At 67.8% G+C, this 14,529-nt stretch carries 14 protein-coding genes, 1 tRNA gene and 1 pseudogene; 10 read left to right on the plus strand and 6 right to left on the minus strand.

Translation table 11 applies throughout. From position 1 onward, the window contains the following. The first annotated feature begins 3 nt into the window (after positions 1–3). The gene (locus tag IE317_RS22255) at positions 4–399 is read left to right on the plus strand and encodes a MerR family transcriptional regulator (protein ID WP_191313052.1); all 396 of its coding nucleotides are present in this window, start codon (positions 4–6) and stop codon (positions 397–399) included. A gap of 106 nt (positions 400–505) precedes the next feature. Continuing rightward, a complete protein-coding gene (locus IE317_RS22260) occupies positions 506–1,429 on the plus strand; it encodes an NADP-dependent oxidoreductase (protein ID WP_191313054.1) in 924 nt (307 codons plus the stop codon). 1,031 nt (positions 1,430–2,460) lie between these two features. On the opposite strand, the gene IE317_RS22265 is transcribed toward IE317_RS22260, so the two are convergent. The 3 genes from IE317_RS22265 to IE317_RS22275 form a co-directional block, all read right to left on the minus strand. After that, positions 2,461–2,850 (minus strand): hypothetical protein, encoded by a 390-nt coding sequence (locus IE317_RS22265; protein ID WP_191313056.1) that lies wholly within the window; start codon positions 2,848–2,850, stop codon positions 2,461–2,463. Positions 2,851–3,043: 193 nt separating this feature from the next. After that, positions 3,044–3,616, minus strand: coding sequence for a hypothetical protein (locus tag IE317_RS22270; protein WP_191313057.1), 573 nt, complete (start codon positions 3,614–3,616; stop codon positions 3,044–3,046). 799 nt (positions 3,617–4,415) lie between these two features. Next, entirely contained in the window at positions 4,416–4,634 is a 219-nt protein-coding gene (locus IE317_RS22275; protein WP_191313059.1) for a hypothetical protein, read from the minus strand. 35 nt (positions 4,635–4,669) lie between these two features. Between IE317_RS22275 and IE317_RS22280 the strand changes: the two are divergent. Beyond that, positions 4,670–5,671: pseudogene (locus IE317_RS22280) on the plus strand (tyrosine-type recombinase/integrase); the annotation flags it as partial. Between the two features lie 156 nt (positions 5,672–5,827). On the opposite strand, the gene IE317_RS22285 reads toward IE317_RS22280, so the two are convergent. Beyond that, a tRNA-Leu gene (locus tag IE317_RS22285) sits at positions 5,828–5,901 on the minus strand. Positions 5,902–6,091: 190 nt separating this feature from the next. On the opposite strand from IE317_RS22285, the gene IE317_RS22290 reads away from it, so the two are divergent. From IE317_RS22290 to IE317_RS22320, 7 genes are all read left to right on the plus strand, one after another. Further along, the gene (locus IE317_RS22290; protein WP_086851473.1) at positions 6,092–6,706 is read left to right on the plus strand and encodes an ANTAR domain-containing response regulator; all 615 of its coding nucleotides are present in this window, start codon (positions 6,092–6,094) and stop codon (positions 6,704–6,706) included. 424 nt (positions 6,707–7,130) lie between these two features. Continuing rightward, positions 7,131–8,312, plus strand: a complete 1,182-nt coding sequence (locus IE317_RS22295; protein WP_191313276.1) for a branched-chain amino acid ABC transporter substrate-binding protein — start codon at positions 7,131–7,133, stop codon at positions 8,310–8,312. 94 nt (positions 8,313–8,406) lie between these two features. Further along, complete coding sequence (locus IE317_RS22300; RefSeq protein ID WP_229902857.1) at positions 8,407–9,417, plus strand: branched-chain amino acid ABC transporter permease; 1,011 nt, start codon at positions 8,407–8,409, stop codon at positions 9,415–9,417. Further along, on the plus strand, positions 9,414–10,559 hold the full coding sequence (locus tag IE317_RS22305) for a branched-chain amino acid ABC transporter permease (RefSeq protein WP_191313061.1): 1,146 nt from the start codon (positions 9,414–9,416) through the stop codon (positions 10,557–10,559). The genes IE317_RS22300 and IE317_RS22305 overlap by 4 nt, the downstream gene beginning before the upstream one ends. Then, positions 10,556–11,482: an ABC transporter ATP-binding protein gene (locus IE317_RS22310; protein ID WP_191313064.1), complete on the plus strand. Its 927-nt coding sequence runs from the start codon at positions 10,556–10,558 to the stop codon at positions 11,480–11,482. Before IE317_RS22305 ends, IE317_RS22310 begins: the two co-directional genes overlap by 4 nt. Next, a complete protein-coding gene (locus IE317_RS22315) occupies positions 11,469–12,182 on the plus strand; it encodes an ABC transporter ATP-binding protein (RefSeq protein WP_191313066.1) in 714 nt (237 codons plus the stop codon). The genes IE317_RS22310 and IE317_RS22315 overlap by 14 nt, the downstream gene beginning before the upstream one ends. Before the next feature lie 163 nt (positions 12,183–12,345). After that, positions 12,346–13,107 carry an alpha/beta hydrolase family protein gene (locus IE317_RS22320; protein ID WP_191313068.1) on the plus strand — a complete coding sequence of 254 codons (762 nt, stop codon included), beginning with the start codon at positions 12,346–12,348 and terminating at the stop codon, positions 13,105–13,107. Here the strand turns inward: IE317_RS22320 and IE317_RS22325 are convergent. Both IE317_RS22325 and IE317_RS22330 read right to left on the minus strand, forming a co-directional pair. Further along, a complete protein-coding gene (locus tag IE317_RS22325; protein ID WP_191313070.1) occupies positions 13,073–14,044 on the minus strand; it encodes a LysR family transcriptional regulator in 972 nt (323 codons plus the stop codon). The genes IE317_RS22320 and IE317_RS22325 overlap by 35 nt on opposite strands. 5 nt (positions 14,045–14,049) lie before the next feature. After that, positions 14,050–14,490: a PaaI family thioesterase gene (locus IE317_RS22330; RefSeq protein WP_191313072.1), complete on the minus strand. Its 441-nt coding sequence runs from the start codon at positions 14,488–14,490 to the stop codon at positions 14,050–14,052. Positions 14,491–14,529 lie beyond the last annotated feature (39 nt).

A 14,529-nucleotide genomic window follows, 5' to 3' on the forward strand; every position in this document is an offset into this window, starting at 1 on the left:
TGCATGCGGATCGGCGAGCTGTCCAAGCGCACGGGCGTGAGTCAGCGCTCACTGCGGTACTACGAAGAGCAGGGCCTGCTGACCAGCTCACGCTCCGACGCCGGGCAGCGTCACTATTCCGAGGCCGCGGTCCAGCGCGTGGCGCTGATCCGGCAGCTGTTCGACGCGGGTCTGTCCAGCCGCGTGATCGCGACCGTGCTGCCGTGTGTGGACATCCCCGGTGACCTGGACGTCGCCGAGGAGACGTTCACGGCGATGACGCGGGAGCGCGACCGGATCGACACCGAAATCGCGCACCTGATCGAGACCCGGGATGCGCTCGACGTGCTGCTCCGGGCCAACAGCCGGCACCGGGCGGAGCTGTCCAGGGCCCCGGAACCGGTGACGCGGTCGGCCTGACGCTGTGACTTGCACCTCAGCCACTTGCCTCTGACATCAGTGTCAGAGGTGACGATGGCGACAGCGCCCGGAACCACCGGGCCGGTCATCAAGGAGGCGGCAGAAAATGGGGCAGGCATGGGGTTTCGGCAGGTACGGCGGGCCCGAGGTGCAGGAGTTCTTCGACCGTCCGGATCCCGCCCCCGGTCGTGGTGAGGTGCTGATCCGGGTCACGGTGGCCGGCGTGAATCCCCTCGACCACCTCCTGCGTGCGGGCCTGGTCCCCGGCCTCGACGGCGGCCGTCCGTTTCCCCGAGTGCTGGGCATGGAGGCAGCCGGAATCGTCCTCGCCCTGGGCGAGGACGTCGAAGGGCTCGAGGTGGGCGACGCGGTCTTCGGCTTCGCCCTCACGGGCGGCGGCACGTACGCCGAGACGACGGTGCTGTCGGCACCGAACACCGCGCGCATCCCACCGGGCCTGTCCGCAACGGTGGCGGCAACGCTGCCGGTGGCCGGGACAACCGCGGTGGACGCGCTCGACCAGCTCGGCCTCCCAGCCGGAGCCACCCTCCTGATCAACGGCGTCGGCGGCGGCGTCGGCCTCGCCGTCGCCCGGCTGGCGGCTGCGCGCGAGCTGCGGGTGATCGGCACCGGGAGCACCGCCAAGCGCGAGCACGCCGAAGCTGTCGGGGTGCGGTTCATCGACTACACCGCCGAGGACGTGGTCGCTGTGGCACGCGAGCTGGCCCCTCGCGGTTTCGACGGAATCGTCGACTTGGTCGGAGGCACCTCGCTGCGCACGGTCGCACCGCTGGCCCGCGATCCCCGCAACGTCATCGCGGTGGGCGATCAGTCGGTCCCCGAAGTCGGCGGCCGTTTCGTGGAGCGTCGCCTCGACCGCTCCAACCTGGAGCGATCCGCCCGGCTGGCCCTCGACGGAGTCCTCGCACCGGTGATTACGGAGGTCTACCCGCTCTCCGACGCCCCGGCTGCGCTCGCCGTCGTCGAGAACGGTCACACTTCGGGCAAGGTCGTCATCAAGGTGGCATGAGGAGATCCTGGCTGCCACGAGCAGCACGCTGAGGGCCGCCGGGACGAGAACACCGCAGCGGACGTGGAAGTCGCCCGGATGGCGAAATCAAAAGGTCGAGGCTGATGTGATTGCTACGGGTGCCCCCGGTGAGATTCGAACTCACACTGGACGGGTTTTGAACGGATCTTGAAAGTTGGCCTTAACCTGCGTATCGGCCCAGTTCAGAGCATTTTTGGGGGTGTATTGGGGGTGTCCCCCGGCGGTTAGGCAGTCGACGCGTGCAAGATCGACGCATGACACCCGGAGAGACACCACAAGATGTTGCGCGAATCGTGGCGCGTCTCGTGGCGACCGCCACTAATGTCCGGCGCCAGGATGAACGACGGCCTTGGTGGTTGACGCTCTTCGATCACGTCCGCGGACGGCCGATCGAGGCGGGCGCGGACACCGCCTGGTGCGATGGTCCGTCTCCTGAGCGATCGGGATGGCGGGAGCGGTCTGCCACTGTCCGCGGGGAGCCGATCTTCGCCGTCGACTACGTCAGATGCGCCTACTTCCGCCTCGGCTTGGTTGAGCAGCCCTTCACATCGCCGACGTACCAGCGACGCGGACTAGCGCGGGTAGGACTTGCGGCACTGCGCGATGAGCAACCCGGGTTGGCCTGGCACACGCTCGGTGGACACATGTCGGACTCCCGTGGCTTCTGGCTGGCCATCGCCGGCGAAGCTGCTGGCGGTTACCAGCGGAGGTCCGTGTGCAAGCATCTCGACATCCGGGTACCCGTGGTTGAGAACCTCTGACCCTGCCTCCGGAGGGTTAGATACCTTGAAGTGTCGGTATCAGCGGCGGCGCCGATCAGGTGACATCCACGACACGCCCATAACTGCTGTGGTTCGCGTACCGAGGGGATTGGGCTCACCGGGCGGCGCCCTCGGGGCGACTCGGCTCGCTGTCGAGTCTCAGCAGGCTCCGTAGGAGCGCCTCTGGCTGGCTGTGGAGCTTGGGTATCGATTGCCCACCTTCGCGATACGGACTATCGGCGGGGACGCCTAGGTGTACTTGTAGACCTCGTTGCTATTCAGGTCGTGGACCTGGACCAGTTTCACATAGGGGCTTGTGAGCGCCTCCCGCGCGGCGTTCTCCACTATCCTCATGTCGCCGCCGTTCCAGAGCCGTACCTGGATGATGCCCGTGTGGCCGGGACCGATCAGGCTTCTTTCTCGATCCTTCGGAGCGCCGTTACCACTCGCGCAATTTCCTTCCAGCTGGTGGCGCGCTGCACGTATGTGTTCTTGGGCATTGCGGAATTCGCAGTCTTTGGCCTGAATGAACGTGCCATCGAACTTCCTGCCTGTCTGACCGACTTCTTCCTTTCCGCTCGTCGGCTCGGCCTTCCCATTGCTGTTCCCGTGCATTTCCTGCGGTTTCCAGATGACCACGTCGGCGCCGATCTTGCCATCTTGAAGTGCAGTCTGCCCTTCTTTTTCGGTCGTTGTATATTTGCTCGGTTTCCCCCCGAGGCACGCGGTGAGATCGGTCTGATTGAGGGTCCCGACTTGGACCAGGGCGCTCTTGTTGTCGGTGATCGCCTTGACTGCAATTTCGAGTTCATAAATGTGGCCGCCGCCGCGCTTAGCCTTCGAAGCTAATTCGTCTAAATTTTTTTTTCGAGAAGACCCGACCGCTGTCCAGCAGGATCTTGTGCAGTTCAGTCACCTTCGTGGAATATCCGCCCGTATCCGACGATGGCCCGGCTGCGGAGGTTGCCGCCGCCGACTGCTGCCGCTTCGTCTTCTGCTCGTTGTAGTATTCTTCGACCTTCTTCTTGAGGTGGTCGTCAGAATTAAAACAATGTCGCTCCGTCGACTTAATCATCGCTATCAGGAGATTGTACAGCTTCACCTGACGACTTTTGCGCTTCTTTCTCCAGCCATCGTGGCTCTTGAATATCTTCTTCTGGTTTTCTTGACTCCTTCCCGGAAAGTCGAAGAACTCCGGCACGTACTTACTCGGGGGCACGCCGTTCTCTAGTGTAATTTGCTCCGAACCGACTTCGACCGTCCGCTGGACGGGCCTCGCGGACTGGCCTCCGACCAGGCGTGAGAAGGCCGCATTGCCGATTGCCTGCTGTAGTCCCACTGCGGCCTGCGGAACCAACGGGTGGACCCGCCGCTCGGGCGGGCGTTGCTGTTCGTGGTCGAACATATCGCCTCCGTCACAATCTCGATCACTAGGATGCGACACCAGGCGCGGTGCCACAGCGTCCGCAAGGGCAGAGATCGCTACCCTCTCGGCTTCCCGGTCTTAGCGGCGGCCCTTGTCGAGGTGGATCAGGATGCACCGCTGTGAGCGGCCTGGCGCAGTCACCGAAGGTGGGTTGCGGTTGCTGAATTCGCTGCTGAACGCGCTTCGGGGTCGCTAACCTCGCGGCGGCATGGCGGACCTGCGGGCCGAACTGGTCCAGGTCGCCCGCTGGCCGCCCGGCCGTACGACCTGCGACACGCCGCGGTGAGCACCCAGCTGGTGGCGGGCGTCGACCCGGCAAGCGTGGCCGAGTGGGCCGGCCACTCCGTCGGCGTGCTGTTCGAGGTCTACGCCGCGTTCCTCGACGGGGGAGAAGGGCCAACCGGGCCCGGATCGAGAAGATCCTCGGGCACAAGCCGCGGAACGACTTGGAAGGCTGATCGACGGCGTCCGGCTCGTTCCCGTGGGAACGCAATGGGAAGAGACACCCGTGTTTGGCCGTGAATGGCCGTAGCCAGCCGGAGGACGGGAAGAACCGCTTCGAGCGCATAAGCGCTGGCGAGGAGCGGTTTTTCCCGCTCCCGTAGGGGTGCCCTCGGCAGGATTCGAACCTGCGACACCTGCCTCCGGAGGGTTAGAAGCGGTGCAGACACGGCATGGTCGCTGACCTGCGGAAACGGTCGCCGCTGGTGGTCGTTGGCGTAGCGGTTGGGAAGGCACTGGGAAACCGAGCCTGTCGCCAACTGCCGGGAACGCCGTTCTACTGGCACCTCGTGAACGCGGTGGCCTGGTAGCCGCCGCCCCCGCCCTTGGCCAGTTCTAGCCGGAAAACCCCGAGCGAGGTCGGCCCCGTGGTCGGCGGATCGATCGAGAGGTCGCACGCGTCCGCCCGCAGCCATGTCCCGCCCGGCCCGTAGTCGGTCGCCGCGCCGGGCAGCGGCAGAATTGCCGCGTTTTGGTAGGCGATGCCGTTAGGCACCTGCGCGGACAGTGCGTTGATGGCGTGCTCGCAGCTGGCCGCGCCGTACGCGGCGGCGAAGTCCCGCCCGGCCGCCGGCCGAGATCGACCGGGCCTTGAAGTGGCTACAGGCCAACACGCTTCCCGTGTCGCGGATGGACGACACGGCCAAGCTTCGGGAGGTCCTGGACCAGATCTCCCTCAAACTCGACGGGAAGCAAGCGGCAGCAAAAACGGTCAACCGAAAGCGCGCGGTGATCTACAACGCGCTGGAGTATGCCGTGGAACTGAAGCTACTTAGGGCCAACCGTCTGTCCGAAGTGAAGTGGACAGCACCGAAGTCCGTGCGGGCGATCGACAAGCGCGTGGTCATCAATCCCGCGCAGGGCAGGAAGCTGCTGGCGGCCGTCGCGGCGCAGAAGGTGGACACGGCACCGCGACGATCGTCCGGACCGATGCTCAAGGCGTTCTTCGCGGTGATGTACTACGCGGCTCTGCGTCCCGAAGAGGCCGCCATGCTGTGCAAGCGCGACTTGCAGTTGCCGGAGAGCGGATGGGGTGAGCTGCTGCTCTCGGAGACGGCGCCGGTCACGGGCGCGGCGTGGACGGACTCGGGGGAGCGACGCGACCGTCGCCAGCTCAAGCAGCGCGGCAAGGGGGAGGTGCGGGCAGTGCCGACCCCGCCGCCGCTGACGGCGATCCTCCACGAGCACCTGAACAACATCGGGACGGCCGCGGACGGCCGGCTGTTCCGCAACCTCACCGGCGGAGACATCGCGGAGTCGACCATCGCGCGCGTGTGGGACAACGCGCGCCGGGCGGCGCTGACAGGAGAGGAGTACGCGTCGCCGCTGGCACGGCGGCCCTACGACCTCCGGCACGCGTGTGTGTCGACCTGGCTGGCGGCTGGCGTCCCGTCCACGCAGTGCGCGGAGTGGGCCGGGCACTCCGTCGCGGTCCTGCACCAGATCTACGCCAAGGTCATTGCCGGTCTGGAGTCTGCGGCACACCAGCGGATCGAGCGGGCGCTCGACTGGCATGGCGAGTCCGACGAGTAGGCCGCAAGCGTCCCCTGCCGGAGCAAAACTCGGGGGCGTATTGGGGGTGAACAACCGTTCATAACCAGATCTGGCCGGACACAGTCGGACAACATGCGACCGGCTCCGCACCTGTTTTGCCTGGTCGCGGAGCCGGTTTGGGCTGGTCATCTTGGGTGCCCCCGGTGAGATTCGAACTCACACTGGACGGGTTTTGAATCCGTTGCCTCTGCCAGTTGGGCTACGGGGGCGCGACGTGGTGACTCTACGGGATCACCGGACCCCGCCGACTTCCGGGTCTGACCACCGCCGGCAAGCAAGTGTCATGCCCGCCACTACGTGGTGAACGCCATCTCTGCATCTGGATCGTTCCCGGTAGGCTTCAGGTTCGCGGACCGCCGCGAGTCGACCATGCCCCGCCGAGTCTTCAGGAGGACCCCGGTGACCGATCAGGCTACCGAGGCCAATGGTGCCGACACCGTTCCGCAGCGTCGGGTGCTCGTTGCGGAAGACGAGGCTCTCATCCGGCTCGACCTCGTCGAAATGCTGCGCGAAGAGGGCTATGAGGTCGTCGGGGAAGCCGGGGATGGTGAGCAGGCCATCTCCCTCGCCACGGATCTGAAGCCCGATCTCGTCATCCTCGACGTCAAGATGCCCAAGCTGGACGGCATCGAGGCCGCGGCCAAGATCACCGGGGACCGGATCGCTCCCGTGGTCATCCTCACCGCCTTCAGCCAGCGTGACCTCGTCGAACGGGCGCGGGATGCCGGCACCATGGCCTACCTCGTCAAGCCCTTCGCCAAGCGGGACCTCGTTCCCGCCATCGAGCTCGCCGTCAGCCGGTTCTCGGAGCTGCAGGCGCTCGAGGCCGAGGTGGCCGGGCTCACCGACCGGCTCGAGACGCGGAAGGTCATCGACCGCGCCAAGGGCCTGCTCATGAGCCGCCAGGGGCTCACCGAGCCCGATGCCTTCCGGTGGATCCAGCGCACCGCCATGGACCGCCGGACCACGATGAAGGCCGTCGCCGAGGCCGTTGTGGAGAGCATCGGCAGCTGATCCACTCGAAAAGGGGGTGGCCGTCAGCACGGCTACCCCCTTTTTCGTGACGCTCCGGGTGCCCGAAAGGGCGTACTTGGTACCTTTGCGAGCCTTCCCGGCGTGGCCGGGCGGGATGATCGACATCGGAACCCGTAGAGTCTGCACACCTTGAACCGGGCGTCAAGAGGCTCTCTGCGGGCTGATGCACACCGAGAGTCACGACCCGCTGGTCTGATTACGACGAGCGGGTGTAAATCATATGTTAATACTCGTGACGACCGTCACGATGTGGCTACAAGAGCACGTGTGACTCTGTGCAACGGCTCCCGGGGCGGCTACTTTCAGCGGCCAGTCAGGTCCCACGCCGGGACAGCCGCCCGACCGGGCGGCCAGGTGGCATTTGGAGGAACGAGTGCAGAAAGCACGACTTGCGAGGGTCATCGTGCTGGCCAGTGTCGGGGCCATCGCCCTCAGCGCGTGTTCGGCACGGACCGACAGCGGTTCGAACAACAACGGCTCGAGCTCGCAGTCCCAGGCCGCGGCGCCGTCCGCCGCCGCCGACGCGGCCGACCCGGCCGGTGACGGCAAGGCCCAGTGTGCCCCGACCTCCATCGCGTACGCGGGCACCATCAACGGCGCCAACGCCGCGCTGGGCGTCAACATCCTGAACGGCGCGAAGCTCGCCGTGGACCAGCACAACAAGGCCAACCCGGGCTGCCACGTCAAGCTGGAGCAGTTCGACACCGAGGGCACCCCGGACAAGGCGCCCGGCATCGTGACCCAGATCGTCAACACGCCGGCGATCATCGGTGTCGTCGGCCTGCCGTTCTCGGGTGAGTCGAAGGCCGCCGGCAACATCTTCAACGGCGCGGGCCTGGTCACGGTCACCCCGTCGGCCACCAACCCGACCCTGTCCCAGAACGGCTGGAAGACCTTCTTCCGCGGTCTGGGCAACGACAACACCCAGGGCCCGGCCGCCGCGAAGTTCATGACCGGCGAGCTCAAGGCCGCCAAGGTGTGCGTCATCAAGGACGACTCCGACTACGGCACCGGCCTCGCGGCTTCGACCGTCCAGGCGCTCGGCGACAAGGGCACCTGCCAGGACAGCGTCAAGACCAAGCAGACCGACTTCTCGGCCGTGGTCAACAAGATCAAGAGCGAGAAGCCGGACGCCGTCTTCTACTCCGGGTACTACCAGGAAGCCGCGCCGTTCGCGCAGCAGCTGAACGACGCCGGCGTCACGGCCAAGTTCGTCGGCCCGGACGGCGTGAAGGACGACGAGTTCGTCAAGGGTGCCGGCGAGGCGGCCGCGAACGCGTACTTCACCTGCCCGTGTGTCCCGGCTGACCAGTTCACCAAGTTCACCGACGCCTACAAGGCCGCGGTCGGCAAGGACCCGGGCACCTACTCGCCCGAGGCCTACGACCTGGCGACGATCCTGCTCAAGGGCATCGACGCGGGCAAGAAGGACCGCGCGGGCCTGCTCGACTTCGTCAAGAGCTACGACGGCCAGGGCATCACGAAGCACTTCAAGTGGGACGACAAGGGCGAGCTGGCCAGCACGACCGTGTGGACCTACAAGGTCGAGGGCGGGAAGATCGTCCGCAACACCGAGATCAAGTAGCGCAACGCTTCCGTTCTGATTACCGGGGTGCACGTCCGGCGGCTGGATCCCGCCGGGCCTGCACCCCGGTCCCACATGGAGAACTAGTGTGTCATTGACTCATGACCTGAGCTCGGCCGTGCTGGTCCACAGCGACAGCTGGATCACGTTCAACGTGGACGCGTTCCTCGACCAGTTCTGGAACAACACGTTCGACGGGCTCGCCTACGGCAGCATCTACGCGCTCGTGGCGCTGGGGTACACCCTCGTCTACGGCGTCCTCAAGCTCATCAACTTCGCCCACTCCGAAGTGTTCATCTACGGCGTCTACGCGACGTGGTTCACCTTCTACGGCCTCGGCTTCCGGCCCGGCAAGACGCCCACGCTGACGGTGATCGAGCTCGTCGGCTTCCTGTTGCTGGCGTTGCTGGCGTCGATGGCGATATCCGGCGGCACGGCGGTGGTGCTGGAACGCGTGGCCTATCGGCCGCTGAGAAAACGCGGGGCGCCCAAGCTGGTCTTCCTGATCACCGCGATCGGCGCGTCCTTCGTGCTGCAGCAGCTCATCTTCATCTGGCGCGGCGGCAACCCCGAACTCGGCATCCGCCTGATGCGCAACGAAGAGGTTTTCACGATCTTCGGCGGCAGCGTCACCAACGTCACGATCATCACGGTGATCGCCTCGATCGTGCTGATGCTGGGCGCCAACTACTTCGTCAACAAGACCAAGTTCGGCCGCGGCATCCGCGCCGTGGCGCAGGACCCGGACACCGCGACGCTGATGGGCGTGAACAAGGAACGCGTCATCATGCTGACCTTCCTCATCGGCGGTCTGCTCGCCGGTGCGGCAGCACTGTTCTACATGATGAAGATCCCGCAGGGCGCGTGGTACCAGGGCGGCTTCCTCCTCGGCATCAAGGCGTTCACGGCGGCGGTGCTCGGCGGCATCGGCAACCTGCGCGGCGCGCTGCTCGGCGGCCTGCTGCTCGGTGTCGCCGAGAACTACGGGCAGTCGCTGTTCGGTGGCGGCTGGCGCGACATCGTCGCGTTCGCGCTGCTGGTGCTGGTCCTGATGATCCGTCCCACCGGCATCCTCGGTGAGTCGCTCGGAAAGGCCCGGGTATGACGACGACCACGACTCCGGCGGCGGCGGCGACCGCCCGCAAGCACTCACTCCGCGAGCGCTGGAACAACCTCAGCCGCGTGCAGCAGTGGGTGATCCTCATCCCGCTGGTGGTGCTCATCTACTTCCTGCCGGTGCTGAACCCGCCGATCATCAGCACCCAGCCCGGGTACGACTTCCCGATCGCGATGTTCGAGGTGGCCCGCTACGCGCTGGTCGCCATCGGCCTCAACGTCGTGGTCGGCCAGGCGGGCCTGCTGGACCTCGGTTACGTCGGGTTCTTCGCCATCGGCGCGTACGTGATGGCGCTGTTCACCAGCCCCGACTCCTCGCTGTCGCACCTGCCGTTCCTGGTCGTGCTCCCCATCGCGATGGTGGTCACGATGATCTTCGGGGTGATCCTCGGGACACCGACACTGCGGTTGCGCGGGGACTACCTGGCGATCGTGACGCTCGGGTTCGGCGAGATCGTCCGCCTGCTCGCCGACAACGTCGGCCCGCTGCGCGGCAACTCCGGGTTCAAGGAGGTCGGGCACCCGCCGGGCACGAACGCCGACGGGTCCGCGCTGTTCAACAACTCGAACGGCATCCCCTGGTACTGGCTGTGCGTCACGCTGATCATCGCCGTCCTGTTCCTGGTCGGGAACCTGGAGCGCAGCCGGGTCGGCCGCGCGTGGGTCGCCATCCGGGACGACGAGGACGCGGCGGAGATCATGGGCGTGCCGACGTTCAAGTTCAAGATCTGGGCGTTCATCAGCGGCGCGGCGATCGGCGGTCTCTCCGGCGCGCTCTACGCCGGCCAGCTCGGCTTCGTGAACAACCAGAAGTTCGACGTCGTCACGTCGATGCTGTTCCTCGCCGCGGTGATCCTCGGCGGCTCGGGCAACAAGGTCGGCGTCCTGCTGGGCGCGTGCGTAGTCGCCTACGTCCCGCTGCGCTTCCAGGCGATCGCGGAGTACAAGTACCTGATCTTCGGTCTGGCGCTGATCATCCTGATGATCTTCCGCCCGCAGGGCCTGCTCGGCGCCCGCCAGCGCCTGCTCGCCTATGGCAGGCAGGCCTACCAGCGGCTGCTGGGCCGGGGCGAGCAGATCAGCAGTGACGGTGCGCTGCAGACCGAACCGACCCCGGGGAGCAAGCCATGACCGACCCCCAGAACGGCGGGCCCGAGGTCGCCGCGGAGGGCGGCCTCGTCGCCGAGCTGCAGCACATGACGGCCGAGGAGCGGGCCGAGCACGACGCCGAGGTCGCCGAGGTCGTCGCCACGGACCGCGACATGGAGGTCGAGGTCGGGCAGACGCTGCTCGAGGTCGACGACGTGACCATGCGCTTCGGTGGTCTCGTCGCGCTCGACCAGATCTCCTTCGGCATCCGCCGCGGCGAGATCCTCGGCCTGATCGGGCCGAACGGCGCGGGCAAGACGACGTGCTTCAACGCGATGACCGGTGTCTACCGGCCGACCTCGGGCGAGGTCCGGCTGGAGGGCAAGGCGCTGGGCAAGACGTCGCGCCACGGCATCACCCAGCTGGGCATCGCGCGGACGTTCCAGAACATCCGCCTGTTCAGCGAGATGACCGCGCTGGAGAACGTCGTCGTCGGCACCGACGCGCGGCACAAGACCAGCCTGCTCGGCGCGCTGGTGCGCTCCCCGCGCCACCACCGCGAGGAGAAGGCCGCCGTCGAGAAGGCGATGGCCCTGCTGGAGTTCGTCGGCATCGCCGACCGGGCGGCCGACCGGGCGAAGAACCTGCCCTACGGCTACCAGCGGCGTCTGGAGATCGCGCGGGCGCTGGCCACCGAGCCGAAGCTGCTCTGCCTGGACGAGCCCGCGGCGGGCTTCAACCCGGCGGAGAAGGAAGACCTCATGGGTCTGATCCGGACCATCCGCGACGACGGCTACACCGTCCTGCTGATCGAACACGACATGAAGCTCGTCATGGGCGTGACCGACCGGATCGTGGTGCTGGAGTTCGGCAAGAAGATCGCCGAAGGACTGCCGGCCGAGATTCGCGAGAACCCCGCGGTGATCGCGGCCTACCTGGGGGTGCCTGACGATGACGTTGCTTGAGTTGTCGGACGTGTCCGTCCACTACGGACGGATCCAGGCGGTCTCCGGGCTGTCCATCACGGTGAACGAGGGTGAGATCGTCACGCTCATCGGCGCGAACGGCGCCGGCAAGTCGACGACCATGCGGGCCATCTCCGGGATCCGGCCCATCTCGTCGGGCAAGATCACCTTCGCCGGCGAGGACATCTCCAAGCTGCGCGGTGACCTGCGGGTGGTCCGCGGGATCTCCCAGGCGCCGGAAGGCCGGGGCATCTTCCCCGGCATGACGGTGATGGAGAACCTCGACATGGGCGCGTACGCCCGTAAGGACCGCAAGGACCTCAGCGAGGACCTGGAGCGGGTGTTCGAGCTGTTCCCGCGGCTGGCGGAGCGCAAGACGCAGATGGGCGGCACGATGTCCGGCGGCGAGCAGCAGATGCTCGCCATCGGCCGCGCCCTGATGGCGAAGCCGAAGCTGCTGCTGCTGGACGAGCCGTCGATGGGCCTCGCGCCGCAGTTCATCCAGCAGATCTTCCGGATCATCACGGAGATCAACAAGCAGGGCACCACGGTGCTGCTCGTGGAGCAGAACGCGCAGCAGGCGCTGTCGCGCGCCCACCGCGCGTACGTGCTCGAGACCGGCCGGATCACCAAGTCCGGCACCGGCAAGGAGCTGCTCGCGGACAACAGCATCAAGGAGGCCTACCTGGGCGTCGGCTGACGTCCGGGACGGCTTCGCACCGGCCCCGCGCGCTCCGGCGTGCGGGGCCGGTGTGCGCCCGGCACCACAACCATCGGTTGTCGGTGACGCCGGAACGGCTGTTGGACCTGCCCCGCTCTCCGGCGGTTTGCTTGCGGTGAACCGAAGAACGAAGGAGAGCAAGATGATCGAGGGTGTTGCCGCCGGGGTGCCGTTCGTGGCGGTGCCGCCGGCGGACCAGGACGCTCCGGCGGCGCTGGTCGCGGGCTGGCACCTGATGGACGAGCCGTCCAGTGAGCAGGCGATGGCCGAAGCCGTCCCGATGGCCGCCCTGCAGGCGTGGCGCGTCTACTTCGGACTCCCGCTGTCCGGTGCGCGGCTGCCCGAAGGCGGTCCCGAGGAGGTCTTCCGGCGGGCGAGCGAGGACGCCGTGCTGAACGTGTTCGAGCCGGTGACCGAGCAGGCGGCGGGCGAGTTCCCGGCCGCGCTGGCCGAGCTGCGCGACCGGCTGCCGGGCGCGACCGGGCCGCTCGGCGTGTTCGGCGGTTCGGCGGGTGCGCTCGTGGCCCTGGAGGTCCTGGCGCGGGGTGACGCCGAAATCGCGGCCGCCGCGGTGGTGAGCCCGGTCGTCCAGCTCGCGCCGATGATCGCCGCCAACGAGCGGCGCTTCGGGCTGGCCTACCCGTGGACCGAGCGCTCCCGCGCCGTGGCGGCGCGCTACGACTTCGTGGACCGGGCCGCCGAGCTGACCGCGCCGCTGCTGCTGGCCGCCGGCGCGGACGACGACGTCGCCGTGCGCGAGCCCGCCGAGGCGCTGCACGCGAAGCTGGGGGGCGAGCTGGTGACGGTCGAGGGGATGGCGCACGAGTTCCCGCCGGGGACCGCGGAAGCGAACGCGGTCGACGCGGCGTTCACGGAGTGGTTCGCGCGGCGGCTGCGAGGCTGACGTCCCCGGACGGCAGCCAGGCGTGCTCCGGGTCGTAGGCGCACCAGTCCTCCTCGCGGCTGGTGCGCCCGGCGACGGCCAGGAGCCGCCGCAGCGCCGGGCTCGCCCTGCCGCGCCGCCAGACCAGCGACCACGGGAACAGCGGCGACGGCTCGAACGGCAGCACCTTCAGGTTCAGGTCGGGCGCCAGTTCCATGTCGGCGCCGGCCAGGGTGACGCGCCGCTTGCCGTACCGCGTCTGCTCCAGGGTGTGCCGCAGGTCGTAGCTGACGCCGGAGTCGTCGATCGGCACGCCGAACTCCTCGCACAGCTCGTGCAGGTAGGACAGCCATTCGGCGGGGCCGCCGAGCCCGGGCAGCCAGATCCCGTCGGCGCGCAGCTCGTCGAGGCGTATAACGTCCTGTACGGCCAGGGGATGCTCCGGCGCGAGCAGGGCGACCAGCGGCTCGAGCCGGACGGGCCGGTGCTCCAGCTCGTCCGGCAGCGGCCGCCCGCAGCCGGACACCCGGCCGAAGGCGGCGTCGAGTTCCCCGGACAGCAGCGGGTCGATCGCGTTGGCGAACCCGCGGCCGGCGACCCGGTCGATGCGCAGGTCCGGTTCGTGCACGGCCAGCCGGCGGAGCAGGGACATCGGGGAGAGCCGGTGGTCGACGAGGTCCAGCCGCAGCGGCCGGTCCTCGGCACCCATCGCGGCCACCGCGGCGTCGGCCACCCGCACCAACTCGCGCGCGTGCGGGAGGAACCGCTCGGCGTCGGCGGTCAGCTCGACCGCGCGGGGCGTGCGCAGGAACAACGGTGTGCCCAGGGCGTCTTCGAGCTTCTTGATCCGCTTCGACAGCGCCTGCTGGGTGAGGAACAGGGCCTGGGCGGCCCGCCCGAAGTGCCGGTGCTCCGCGGTCACCACGAACGCCCGGACCTGGGCGAGGTCGAGGTCCACGGGGCTCAGGCGCCCGGCGGGCGGTCCCGGACCACGCAGGTGAGCCGCGCGGTGCAGGTGCGGCGGCCCTCGTCGTCGGTCAGCACGATCTCCGCGGTGATCGTGCCGCGGCCGACGTGCAGCGGGGTGGCCACGCCGGTGACCGTGCCCGAGCGGACGGCCCGGTGGTGCGTGCAGGACAGCTCCAGGCCCATCGCCGCGCGGTCCGGGCCCGCGTTCAGCGCGGCTACCGTCGAGCCCAGCGCCTCGGCGAGCACGGCGTTGGCGCCGCCGTGCAGCAGCCCGTACGGCTGGAGGTTGCCCTCGACCGGGATGCTGCCGACCACGCGTTCGGCGGTGGCTTCCAGGAGCTTCATGCCGACCTTGTCGTTCAGCTGCTGGTCCGCGGCGGCCGGATCGATCCCGGCGTAGTTCTCGACCGCGACGTCTGCGGCGCGTTCGGTCACGCAAAGCTCCTCTTCCTATGCGACACGTAAGAGTGTCGG

It is taken from the genome of Amycolatopsis bullii (assembly GCF_014654205.1).
In the GTDB taxonomy this organism is placed as follows: Bacteria; Actinomycetota; Actinomycetes; order Mycobacteriales; family Pseudonocardiaceae; genus Amycolatopsis; species Amycolatopsis plumensis.

Coding starts and splice junctions, on each gene's coding strand:
- IE317_RS22255 (WP_191313052.1), top strand. CDS start 4: ATGCGGATCGGCGAGCTGTCCAAGCGCACGGGCGTGAGTCAGCGCTCA.
- IE317_RS22260 (WP_191313054.1), top strand. CDS start 506: ATGGGGCAGGCATGGGGTTTCGGCAGGTACGGCGGGCCCGAGGTGCAG.
- IE317_RS22270 (WP_191313057.1), bottom strand. CDS start 3,616: ATGTTCGACCACGAACAGCAACGCCCGCCCGAGCGGCGGGTCCACCCG.
- IE317_RS22305 (WP_191313061.1), top strand. CDS start 9,414: ATGACGACGACCACGACTCCGGCGGCGGCGGCGACCGCCCGCAAGCAC.
- IE317_RS22310 (WP_191313064.1), top strand. CDS start 10,556: ATGACCGACCCCCAGAACGGCGGGCCCGAGGTCGCCGCGGAGGGCGGC.
- IE317_RS22315 (WP_191313066.1), top strand. CDS start 11,469: ATGACGTTGCTTGAGTTGTCGGACGTGTCCGTCCACTACGGACGGATC.
- IE317_RS22320 (WP_191313068.1), top strand. CDS start 12,346: ATGATCGAGGGTGTTGCCGCCGGGGTGCCGTTCGTGGCGGTGCCGCCG.